11 protein-coding genes are annotated in these 11244 nt (G+C 68.0%); 6 read left to right on the top strand and 5 right to left on the bottom strand.

Annotation, left to right across the window (positions count from 1 at the left end; genetic code table 11):
- Nucleotides 1-27: 27 nt before the first annotated feature.
- Entirely contained in the window at nt 28-342 is a 315-nt protein-coding gene (locus WFM69_RS10705) for a DUF2277 domain-containing protein (RefSeq protein ID WP_337004440.1), read from the bottom strand.
- A gap of 147 nt (nt 343-489) precedes the next feature.
- Between WFM69_RS10705 and WFM69_RS10700 the strand changes: the two genes are divergently transcribed.
- Nucleotides 490-1023 carry a DUF4190 domain-containing protein gene (locus tag WFM69_RS10700; RefSeq protein WP_337004438.1) on the top strand — a complete coding sequence of 178 codons (534 nt, stop codon included), beginning with the start codon at nt 490-492 and terminating at the stop codon, nt 1021-1023.
- Nucleotides 1024-1092: 69 nt separating this feature from the next.
- On the opposite strand, the gene guaB is transcribed toward WFM69_RS10700, so the two are convergent.
- Nucleotides 1093-2595 (bottom strand): IMP dehydrogenase, encoded by a 1503-nt coding sequence (guaB, locus tag WFM69_RS10695; protein WP_337004436.1) that lies wholly within the window; start codon nt 2593-2595, stop codon nt 1093-1095.
- Nucleotides 2596-2913: 318 nt separating this feature from the next.
- Between guaB and WFM69_RS10690 the strand changes: the two genes are divergently transcribed.
- The 4 genes from WFM69_RS10690 (at nt 2914) to WFM69_RS10675 (ending at nt 6995) form a co-directional block, all read left to right on the top strand.
- The gene (locus tag WFM69_RS10690; RefSeq protein WP_337004777.1) at nt 2914-4197 is read left to right on the top strand and encodes a branched-chain amino acid ABC transporter permease; all 1284 of its coding nucleotides are present in this window, start codon (nt 2914-2916) and stop codon (nt 4195-4197) included.
- 5 nt (nt 4198-4202) lie between these two features.
- Nucleotides 4203-5180, top strand: a complete 978-nt coding sequence (locus WFM69_RS10685; RefSeq protein WP_337004434.1) for a branched-chain amino acid ABC transporter permease — start codon at nt 4203-4205, stop codon at nt 5178-5180.
- Between the two features lie 64 nt (nt 5181-5244).
- Nucleotides 5245-6216, top strand: coding sequence for an ABC transporter ATP-binding protein (locus WFM69_RS10680; protein WP_337004775.1), 972 nt, complete (start codon nt 5245-5247; stop codon nt 6214-6216).
- Nucleotides 6213-6995: an ABC transporter ATP-binding protein gene (locus tag WFM69_RS10675; protein ID WP_337004432.1), complete on the top strand. Its 783-nt coding sequence runs from the start codon at nt 6213-6215 to the stop codon at nt 6993-6995. The genes WFM69_RS10680 and WFM69_RS10675 overlap by 4 nt, the downstream gene beginning before the upstream one ends.
- 65 nt (nt 6996-7060) lie before the next feature.
- Here the strand turns inward: WFM69_RS10675 and WFM69_RS10670 are convergent, their stop codons facing one another.
- From WFM69_RS10670 to groES, 3 genes are all read right to left on the bottom strand, one after another.
- Nucleotides 7061-8317, bottom strand: a complete 1257-nt coding sequence (locus WFM69_RS10670) for an ABC transporter substrate-binding protein (protein WP_337004431.1) — start codon at nt 8315-8317, stop codon at nt 7061-7063.
- Nucleotides 8318-8461: 144 nt separating this feature from the next.
- Entirely contained in the window at nt 8462-9391 is a 930-nt protein-coding gene (gene rarD / locus WFM69_RS10665; protein ID WP_337004429.1) for an EamA family transporter RarD, read from the bottom strand.
- A 186-nt stretch (nt 9392-9577) separates the two neighbouring features.
- Nucleotides 9578-9874: a co-chaperone GroES gene (gene groES, locus WFM69_RS10660; protein WP_017203655.1), complete on the bottom strand. Its 297-nt coding sequence runs from the start codon at nt 9872-9874 to the stop codon at nt 9578-9580.
- 161 nt (nt 9875-10035) lie between these two features.
- On the opposite strand from groES, the gene WFM69_RS10655 reads away from it, so the two are divergent.
- Nucleotides 10036-11241, top strand: a complete 1206-nt coding sequence (locus WFM69_RS10655; RefSeq protein WP_442928474.1) for a THUMP-like domain-containing protein — start codon at nt 10036-10038, stop codon at nt 11239-11241.
- Nucleotides 11242-11244 lie beyond the last annotated feature (3 nt).

Here is an 11244-nt window from a genome sequence, read left to right as displayed (position 1 = left end):
TACGGGGACGCCAGGACGGCTCATCGATCAGGACGCGCTGCGCGCGGCGCGCTTCTCCTGCTGGAACACCCGGATGGCTTCGTAGCGATCGGCGGAACGGGCGCGTCTCTTCGCCGCCTCCTCCTCGCGATTCTTCGGTGGCGCCGTCGTCACCAGCTCGTCCAGGAGGCGACCGACGATCTCGGCGATCTCGCCGACCGCCCGATCGAAAGCCGGCTGATTCACCCGCGACGGGGCGTTCGATCCGGAGATCTTGCGAACGAACTGCAGCGCGGCATCGTGGCATTCCTCCGTGGTCGCGGCGGGTTCGAGGTTGTTGAGCGGGACGATGTTTCGGCACATACGGGCACGCTACGCCCGCCTCCGGAGCGGCGGAAGGGGACGCAGAAGGGATGGTGCGAGGCCCACCGCGCTCGCTACGCTCGGGGCTACCGGTGCCGCCACCCCACGGCGGCCGCCAGCATCGACCACCTGCGGACAGGACAGAACATGACGAATCCTCCGAACGCCGACTCTCCGAACCCCGAGCCCTCGATCCCCGGCGGAGCCACTCCGCCCCCGCCTGCACCGAGCCCCGTGCCCGAGAGCGCACCGGCCCCCGACTACGCCGCACCGCCGGCACCCGATTACGCCGCACCGCCGACCGCGGCGTACCAGGCGCCGCCCACCGGCTACCCCGCTGCGCCTCCCGTCGCGGAGTACCCGGCGCCGGGCGCACCCGCATACCCGCAGCCGGGAGCGACCCCGCCCGGCCGTGTGCTGTCGATCATCGGCCTGGTCCTCGCGTTCCTCGTGGCGCCGGTCGGTCTGATCATCAGCATCGTGGCCCTCGTGAAGCTCAGCAAGGCCAAGCAGCCGAAGGGCCTGGCCATCGCCGGCATCATCGTCGGTGCGCTCATCACGATCTTCTGGATCATCATGATGATCGTGCTCGTCACCGTCACCGCCGGCCTCATCGGCATGTGCGCGGAGCTGGGTTCCGGAGTCTGGGAAGTCAACGGCGTCACCTACACCTGCGGCTGATCCGCACGGGAGAACAACGAGGGACCGGATGCGATCGCATCCGGTCCCTCGCTCTTCTGTCGGTGCCGACTACTTCTTGTAGTTGGGCGCCTCGACGACGATCTGCACGTCGTGCGGGTGCGACTCCTTGAGCCCCGCCGAGGTGATGCGCACGAACTTGCCGCGCGTCTTGAGCTCCTCGATGGTGCGAGCGCCCACGTAGAACATCGACTGCCGCAGTCCGCCGACCAGCTGGTACGCGACGGCGGACAGCGGTCCGCGGTACGGCACCTGCCCCTCGATGCCTTCGGGGATCAGCTTGTCGTCGCTGGGGACGTCGGCCTGGAAGTAGCGGTCCTTCGAGTAGGAGGTCTGCTTGCCGCGCGTCTGCATCGCGCCCAGCGAGCCCATGCCGCGGTACTGCTTGAACTGCTTGCCGGACTGGAAGACGATCTCGCCCGGGGACTCGTCGGTCCCGGCCAGGAGCGACCCGAGCATCACTGCGTCGGCACCCGCGACGAGCGCCTTGGCGATGTCGCCCGAGTACTGCAGGCCGCCGTCGGCGATGACCGGCACACCAGCCGGGCGCGCCGCGAGCGAGGCTTCGTAGACGGCGGTGACCTGGGGCACACCGACACCTGCGACGACGCGCGTGGTGCAGATGGACCCGGGGCCGACACCCACCTTGACCGCGTCCACACCGGCGTCGATCAGCGCCTGGGCGCCCTCGCGGGTCGCGACGTTGCCGCCGATGACGTCGATGTGCGCGAAGCTCTGGTCGGCCTTGAGGCGCTTGACCAGATCGATGACACCCTGCGACTGCCCGTTGGCGGTGTCGACGACGAGCACGTCGACACCGGCGTCGCGCAGCGCCTCGGCCCGCTCCCAGGCATCGCCGAAGAAGCCGATGGCCGCGCCGACGCGCAGACGACCCTGGTCGTCCTTGGTGGCGAGCGGGTACTTCTCGCTCTTGTCGAAGTCCTTGATGGTGATGAGTCCGGCCAGCTTGCCGTCCTCGTCGATGAGCGGGAGCTTCTCGACGCGGTGCTTGGCGAACAGGGCGATGACCTCGCCTGCGGCCACGCCCACCTTCGCGGTGACGAGGTTCTCTCGCGTCATGACGTCCTTGACGAACGTGGTCTGACGCTCGAAGCCCGAGACGAAGCGCATGTCGCGGTTGGTCACGATGCCGACCAGCTTGCCGTCGGCGTCGACCACGGGCAGGCCCGAGATGCGGTACTTGGCGCACAGGTTGTCGACCTCTTCGACCGTCGCGTCCTCGGTGGTCGTGATCGGGTCGGTGATCATGCCCGACTCGCTGCGCTTCACCCGGTCGACGTGCGCGGCCTGGTCGGCGATGGAGAGGTTGCGGTGCAGGATGCCGATGCCGCCCTCTCGGGCCATCGCGATCGCCATGCGCGACTCCGTGACGGTGTCCATCGCGCTCGACAGCAGCGGCGTGGCCACCGAGATCCGGCGGGTGATGCGCGACGACGTGTCGGCCTCACTGGGGATGACATCGGTGTGGCCGGGCAGCAGCAGCACGTCATCGTACGTCAGTCCGACGAAGCCGAAGGGATCGTGCTGTTCCATGGAATCTCCTTCTGCGCGTGTCGCGCGAATCCGAGTGCGAGGGGGTGGTCGACGTCGGCCTTTGCGGGGCCGCGGCCCGTATGAAGATTCTAAGCGAGACACGCCCGAGAACATTCCCGGAGCCCCGTCGTTACCGGACCGTTGGTCGAGACGGTAGGTGATTCGGCGATCGCGCATTACGCTCAAGTGCGTCGTCCATCCCTGCGGCCGAACCCGACGCCGCAGAGACACAGCACTCAAAGTGGAGGTTGCGTGGGACTCACAACAATTGCCGTGCAGCGGAGGCGCCCCTGGGCGGTCGCCCTGCTGGGGTTCATCATGGCGCTCAGCGCCCTTCTGTTCCTCCCTCCGTCATCGGCATCGGCCGACACGACGGACGACGGCCAGAAGGTGACCGAGTTCTACTTCGCCGGGGTGATCACGTTCGAGGACAAACCCGTCGAGGGCGTCGTCATGTCGATCGAGGGCAAGGGCTTCAAGGGCGAGACGGAGACCGACGCCGAAGGCAAGTGGCGTCTCTACGTGCCGGAGAAGGAGAAGTACACCCTCACGGTGGACGAATCCACCCTCCCCGACGGCGTGATCGTCGATGCGACGCAGCTGCCGCCCGGCACGCAGCCGATCGCGGGGACCACGGCGTCGTTCGAGGTCGAGTTCGGTCTCACCGGGACCAAGATCATGAACCTGTTCCTCGGTGAGGGCGAACGGGTCACGGTGTCGTTCATCGATCAGCTGCTCTCGCGCCTGGTCGGCGGCATCAACTTCGGACTCCTCCTGGCGCTCGCCTCGATGGGTGCCGCTCTGATCTACGGCACCACGCGACTGTCGAACTTCGCGCACGCCGAGATGGTGACGTGGGGTGGCCTCGTGGCCCTCGTCACGACCACCTTCTGGCACCTTCCGCTGTGGCTCGGTATCGCGGCGGCGGTGATCGGCGGCGGACTGTTCGGCTGGGCTCTCGATGCGGGCATCTGGCGGCCGCTCCGGCGGCGCGGGCTCGGTGTGGTGCAGCTGATGATCGTGAGCATCGGGCTCTCGCTGGCGCTGCGCTACGCGTTCCAGTACATCATCGGGGGCGGCACCCGCCAGCTCCCCGGTGCGAGCCCGACACCGTTCCAGTTCGGTCCGATCTCGCTCTCCTACATCGACATCATCGCGATGAGCGTGAGCATCGTCGTCATCATCGGCGTCGCGTTCTTCCTCACGCGGACCCGCATCGGCAAGGCGACCCGTGCGATCTCGGACAACCCGCAGCTCGCGGCCGCCTCCGGCATCGACGTCGACCGGGTCATCCGCTACGTCTGGATCCTCGCCGGGACGCTCGCCGCGATCTCCGGAATCCTGTGGGGCTACTTCCGCCCCGGCGTGAAGTGGGACATGGGCATGCAGATGCTGCTGCTGATCTTCGCCGCCATCACGCTCGGTGGTCTCGGCACCGCGTTCGGCGCCCTCGTCGGCTCGCTCATCGTGGGCATCGCGGTCGAGGTCTCGACCATGTGGATCCCGTCGGATCTGAAGTACGCGAGCGCGCTCGTCATTCTCATCGTCATCCTGCTCGTCAGACCACAGGGCCTGCTCGGACGCAAGGAAAGGTTGGGCTGATCGCCATGGACTTCGGAAGCATCTTCTCCAACACCGCCGTCTACCTCTTCAGCCCGGTCACGATCGCGTATGCGCTCGCGGCGACGGGCCTCGCGGTGCACTTCGGCTACGCCGGACTGCTCAACTTCGGCATGGCGGCCTTCATGGCCATCGGCGGATACGGCTACGCCATCTCCGTGCTCAGCTTCGGCCTCCCCTGGTGGATCGGCATGCTGATCGGCCTGTGCGGCGGCGCGCTGTTCGCCGTGATCCTCGGCATCCCGACCCTGCGGCTGCGCGCCGACTATCTCGCCATCGCGACCATCGCCGCCGGCGAGATCGTACGACTGCTGTTCACCACGCAGCTGTTCGACGAGTGGACCAACAGCGCCGACGGCCTCGCGCAGTACAACGGCGGGTTCCGTGACGCGAACCCGATCCCCGATGGCACCTACGGCTTCGGCCCGTGGACGTACAGCGCGAACGACCTCTGGAACCGCGTGTTCGGGGTGATCGTGCTGATCGCGGCGATCCTGCTGGTGTGGGCGCTGATGCGCAGCCCGTGGGGTCGCGTGCTCAAGGGCATCCGCGAGGACGAGGACGCCGTGCGCTCGCTCGGCAAGAACGTCTTCGCCTACAAGATGCAGGCGCTCGTCGTCGGCGGCGTGATTGGCGCAGCGGGCGGGATCGTGTTCGTCCTCCCCTCCGCGGTCGTCCCCGGCAGCTACTCGACGTCGCTGACGTTCTTCCTGTGGACCATCCTGCTGCTGGGCGGTGCGGCCACGGTGCTCGGGCCGACGCTCGGCGCGGTGCTCTTCTGGGTGGTGTTCGCCTTCATGGCCAACCTGCTCCCCTCGCTGGCCAAGGCGGGGGTGCTGCCGATGACCGACAGTCAGGCGTCGACGCTCGTCTTCGTCTTCGTCGGCATCGCGCTCATGCTGCTCGTGATCTTCCGCCCCCAGGGCATCCTCGGCGACAAGAGGGAGATGACCTTTGTCAAGTGAACTGACCCCAGAACCGGCTCCCGGAACGGGCGAGACGGCGACGTCGGCGCCCTCGACCGGAAGCATCCGCCGCCCGAAGACGACCGGCCTCACGAAGGGCGAGGTGAAGCCGGGCGTCGCCAAGGTCGACCCGATCCTCGTCGTCGATGCCGTGCAGCGCCGCTTCGGCGGACTCATCGCGGTCGACGTCGACCACCTCGAGGTGCCCCGCGGTGCGATCACGGCGCTGATCGGCCCGAACGGTGCGGGCAAGACCACGCTGTTCAACCTGCTCTGCGGTTTCGACAAGCCCAACAGCGGCACCTGGTCGTTCGACGGCAAGAGCCTCTCCGGAGTGCCCTCCTTCAAGGTGGCCAGGATGGGCCAGGTGCGCACCTTCCAGCTCACCAAGTCGCTGTCGCTGCTCAGCGTGCTGGAGAACATGAAGCTCGGCGCCCCGCACCAGCGCGGCGAGGGCTTCTGGTCGAGCCTGTTCCCGTTCCTGTGGCGGGCGCAGGACACCGAGATCGAGGGCAAGGCGCGCGAGCTGCTGACGCGCTTCAAGCTCGACGCCAAGGAGAAGGACTTCGCCGCCTCGCTCTCCGGCGGTCAGCGCAAGCTGCTCGAGATGGCGCGAGCCCTGATGAGCGATCCGACGCTGGTGATGCTCGACGAACCGATGGCCGGCGTCAACCCCGCCCTCACGCAGTCGCTCCTCGACCACATCCTCGATCTGAAGGAGCAGGGCATGACCGTGCTCTTCGTCGAGCACGACATGCACATGGTGCGTCACATCGCCGACTGGGTGGTCGTGATGGCGGAGGGCCGCGTGGTCGCGGAGGGACCGCCCGACGAGGTCATGGAGAACCCGGCGGTCGTGGACGCCTACCTCGGCGCCCACCAGGACGTCGACCTCGGTGCCGTCACCGGACGCATCCCCGTGGTCGAGGATGCCGCGGCCGTTCGGCTCCGGGAGAAGATCGAGGCAGAGGCCGAGGCGGAGCTCGAGGCGACGATCGCCGCGGAATCCGACACCGACGAGAAGGGCACGGCATGAGCGCGGATGAGCCGACCGCGGCACCGCAGAACACAGCGGACGCGGCGAAGGACGACATCGTCGTCGAGCTGACCGACGTGCACGCCGGCTATCTCCCCGGCGTCAACATCCTCAACGGCGCGAACCTCGTCGCCCGCAAGGGCGAGCTGATCGGCATCATCGGACCGAACGGCGCCGGCAAGTCGACGCTGCTGAAGGCGATGTTCGGCCTGGTCAACGTGCGCAGCGGCGAGATCACGCTGAACGGCGAGAGCATCGTGGGCCTGAAGGCCGACAAGCTCGTGGGCCGCGGCGTCGCCTTCGTGCCGCAGACGAACAACGTGTTCCCCTCGCTCTCGATCGAGGAGAACCTGCAGATGGGCCTCTACCAGAACCCGAAGATCTATCCGGAGCGGCTCGAGTTCGTCACCGGGATCTTCGCGGAGCTGGGCAAGCGCCTCAAGCAGCGTGCGGGGTCGCTCTCCGGCGGCGAGCGGCAGATGGTCGCGATGTCGCGAGCCCTCATGATGGACCCCTCGGTGCTGCTGCTCGACGAGCCCTCGGCAGGCCTCTCCCCCGTGCGTCAGGACGACGCGTTCATCCGCGTCTCCGACATCAACAAGGCCGGCGTCACGACGATCATGGTGGAGCAGAACGCCCGACGCTGCCTGCAGATCTGCGACCGCGGATATGTGCTCGACCAGGGCAAGGACGCGTACGAAGGAACCGGTCGCGACCTGCTGAACGACCCCAAGGTCATCGGCCTCTACCTCGGCACGCTGGGGACCGACGCGGCCTGAGCCGCCATCACCCACACCCACGAAGAAGGCCCCGGATGCGAGCATCCGGGGCCTTCTCGCTGTGATCAGTTGGTGCGGGTGATCATGTTGTCGGCACCGTACTTGTAGATGCCGATCGATGCGCCCTGCGGGTCGCCTGCCTCATCGAACGTGATGTCGCCGGAGTAGCCGTCGTAGTCGGCCGTCCCCCCGTCGTTGATGATCTTGGCGCAGTCGGCGAAGCTGGTGCACTTCTCACCATCGCCGGAACCACCGGAGACCTCCTGCATCTTCGCCGCGATGTCGGTGCCCTTCGTCGACCCGGCTGCGAGCGACGCCAGAGCCACGAGGATGACGGCGTCGTACGCCTCAGCCGCGTAGGTGAAGTCCTTGACCTCGTCGTTGCCCTCGCCGGTCCAGAACGCCTGGAGGCGGTCGGTGAAGTCGTCCGCCAGCGCGGGGCCCGCCTTCGTGCCCTGTGCGCCCTCGAGCGAGACCGGGATATCGGTGCCGTAGTCGGAGAGGTTTCCGTCGACCATGTAGAACTTGTCGGCCGAGATGCCGGCGTTGACCAGCAGCGGGGCGATCGTCTTGAACTGGTCGAACGACACGATCGCGACCGCGTCCGGGTTCTGTGCCTTGATCGACTCGACCTGCGCGTCGAACTGCGCGTCGCCGACGTTGAACGAGACCGACTCGACGACCTGGCCGCCGGTGCCCTCGAACGTCTTGGTGATCGCGTCGTTCAGACCCGTGCCGTAGGCGTCGTTCTGGTAGATGATGCCGAGCGTCTTCGCGCCGTCCTCGGCGATCAGGTTGCCGAGCACCTCACCCTGCAGCAGGTCGCTGGGGGCCGTGCGGAAGTACAGGCCGTTGTCATCCCACGTGGTGAAGTCGGGCGACGTGTTGGACGCCGAGATCTGGAGGATGCCCGCGCTCACGTTGCCGTCGAGGATGAGCTTGGAGACACCGGAGGCGGCCGCTCCGACGATGGCGGAGACGCCGGCACCCTGCAGCTTCGTGATCGAGGTCTCGTAGGCCTTGGTGTCGGTGTCGCCCTCGTCTTCAGCGGTGAGGTCGATCGTGATGCCGGCCTTGGCGTCGTTGACCTCCTGGACCGCGAGGCCGACGCCGGACTCCATGGGCGGGCCGAGGAATGCCAGCGAACCCGTCTGCGGCAGCAGCGAGCCGAGCTTCAGCGTGAGGTCGGAGGCCGGCTTGTCGCTGCCGCCCGAGTCTCCGCTGGGCGTGCTGCTGCAGCCCGCGATGACGATGGCGGATGCGCTGACCAAGGCGATCCCGGCGAAGACCTTCGCGGTGCGCGAACCCTTCAATGCGTTCATAATGCTCCCTTGCGTAACTGAACGTGGATTGTGACCACAATCGGGTGCTCTAACACTAGGACGTGGGGCCCTCGCGCAGGGGGAGCAAGTATCTCGGTGCGTTAACGATCCGACACCGGGTTTCCCGCGGTGTGAGCCTCGGGGTCAGGCCGGTGCGACCCGCGGGATCCGGCGTCCCCGGCGCGCGGCGAGCAGCAGGTCGACGAGGAAGACGCCGATAGCGATCCACACGATGACGAACCCTGCCCAGCGTGCGGCCGGCATCGGCTCGTGCAGCACCGCGACGCCGATCAGGAACTGCATGACCGGGGTGATGAACTGGATCATGCCGATCACCGTGAGGTTGATCCGTCGGGTCCCCGCGGCGAAGAGCAGCAGCGGCACAGCCGTGGCGACGCCGGCGAACGCGAGGACGAGGGCATGCGTCCAGCCGCTCGTGCCCAGCGTGATCCCGCTCGTCTGCGCGACCACGACGAGCTGCACGACGGCGATCGGGATGAGCCAGAACGACTCGAGCGTCAGCCCGCTCACGGCGTCGACCGCGGGACCGATCTTCTTCTTGATGAGCCCGTACACCCCGAACGACGCAGTGAGCGACAACGCGATCCACGGGAACTCGCCGTACGCGACGACGATCACCACGACCGCGATCGCCGCGATCGCGACGGCCGCCCACTGCAGGCGACGGATGCGCTCCTTCAGCACGAACACGCCCAGCAGGACCGTCGTGATCGGGTTGATGAAGTAGCCCAGGCTCGTCTCGACGACATTGCCGCCGAGGGTGCCGATCACGAACACCTGCCAGTTGACGTAGATCAGCAGACCGGCGAGAGCTGTCCAGCCCAGCAGCTTCGGCTGCCGCACGATCGCGCGGAACGCCGCCCAGCCGTGCGTGACCGTGAGCAGCAGCAGACAGAACACGAACGACAGCAGCACCCGCCACGCCACCACCTCCCACGGGCCGGTCGGCGCCAGGAGGAGGAAGTAGAGGGGAAGCACTCCCCACAGCAGGTACGCCGCCCCGGCGTAGGCGACACCGGCGGTCTGCACGGCGCGGGTCGACGGGGAGGGCACCGCACAACCCTATGCCCGACGTGCGTACGAGGTTCCCGCCCAGGAGTGGCGCCCGCCGACTTTGGCAGGAAACGATCGCGACCTGACCGGAACGCAGAAGGAGGCCCGGATGCCATGAGCATCCGGGCCTCCTTCGAGGACCACTGGTGCGCGCCTCAGCGAGGCACGGGAACCGGGTTCAGCTGGTCAGCGGACGACGACCGCGAGGACGTCGCGAGCCGACAGGACGAGGAACTCGTCTGCGCCGAACTTCACCTCGGTGCCGCCATACTTGCTGTAGAGCACGCGGTCGCCGACGGCGACGTCGAGCGGAACACGGTTGCCGTTGTCGTCGATGCGGCCGGGGCCGACCGCCACGACCTCGCCCTCCTGGGGCTTCTCCTTGGCGGTGTCGGGGATGACCAGGCCACTCGCGGTGGTCTGCTCGGCCTCGACCTGCTTGATGACGATGCGGTCCTCGAGCGGCTTGATGGAAACCGACACGGTCTACCTCTTCTTTCTTGACGCTGACACGAAAGACTTGTTCGCACTCTCAACCCGAGAGTGCTAATCCCAGTGTAGGCGGTCGGCTGGCACTCATGCAATGCGAGTGCCAGCGGCACGGTGGTTCACGTCACAGTCGGGAATAGGCTGAGGACGTGGAGATGTCCGAGCTGCGTGCCCTGCTGACCCCTGCCGGCCTGGAACTCCTGGACGCGCTCGGGCCGATCGTCTCGACCTCCGACGTCGCCCAGGCGGTCTCGCGCCTCCGTGCCGCCGGGCACGCCCCCGAGCTGGTCTCGGCGGTGGTCGGTCAGGCCCACCTGCGCGCCAAGGCCGCCGCGAAGTTCGGGACGTTCGCCGCCCGCATGCTCTTCACCCGCGCGGGGCTGGAACAGGCGACCAGGCTCGGCGTCGCTGCCCGGCACGCGCAGCGCATCCGGCGCGCGGGCCTCACCCACGTCGCCGACCTCGGCTGCGGCATCGGCGGCGACGCGCTCGCCTTCGCCGGCGCCGGACTCGACGTGATGGCCGTCGATGCCGACGAGGTCACCGCCGCGATCGCCGCCTACAACCTGGCGCCGTTCGGCGACAGCGCCGTCGTGCGTCACGACACCGCCGAAGAGGCTTACGCCACGGTGGCGGGCACCGGGTCGCAGGCGATCTGGATGGACCCGGCCCGACGCACCTCGGGGCACAGCGAGACCAGGCGCGTCTCCGCCGACGACTACTCGCCGTCGCTGGATTGGGCGTTCGACGTCGCCTCGCGCACGCCGACCGGCATCAAGCTCGGCCCGGCCCACGATCGCGATGCGCTCCCCACCGACGCCGAGACGCAGTGGGTGAGCGCCGACGGCAGCGTCGTCGAGCTCGTCGTCTGGACCGGCGCGCTCGCCCGCGACGGCGTGCGCCGCTCCGCGCTGGTGATCCGCGACGAACGGTCCCACGAGCTCACCGCGCCCGCCGACGCGACTGACGAGCCGGTGCGCGAGCTCGGGGCATTCCTGCATGAGCCCGACGGGGCCGTCATCCGCGCCCGCCTGATCGGCGATGTCGCCCGGAGCCTCGACGCCGGCATGCTCGACGGGCACATCGCCTATCTCACCTCGGACGCCGCCGTGACGAGCCCGTTCGTGCAGTCGTTCCGTGTGCGCGAGACCCTGCCGGCGAACCCCAAGGCCATCAGCGCCGCACTGAAGGCGCACGGGATCGGTCGCCTGGAGATCAAGAAGCGCGGGGTCGACGTCGACCCCGCCGCCTTCCGCACGAAGCTCGTGCTGCGCGGCGACCAGGAGGCCACCCTGATCCTGGCGCGCATCGGCGACCAGCGCCGGGCGATCCTCGCCGATCGCGTCCCCGCCGCGGTCTGAACG

It is taken from the genome of Microbacterium sp. LB12 (assembly GCF_037150835.1).
Classification (GTDB): domain Bacteria; phylum Actinomycetota; class Actinomycetes; order Actinomycetales; family Microbacteriaceae; genus Microbacterium.
The sequence above is the reverse complement of the archived record's forward strand: the minus strand, read 5'-3'. Positions and strand labels throughout refer to the sequence as shown.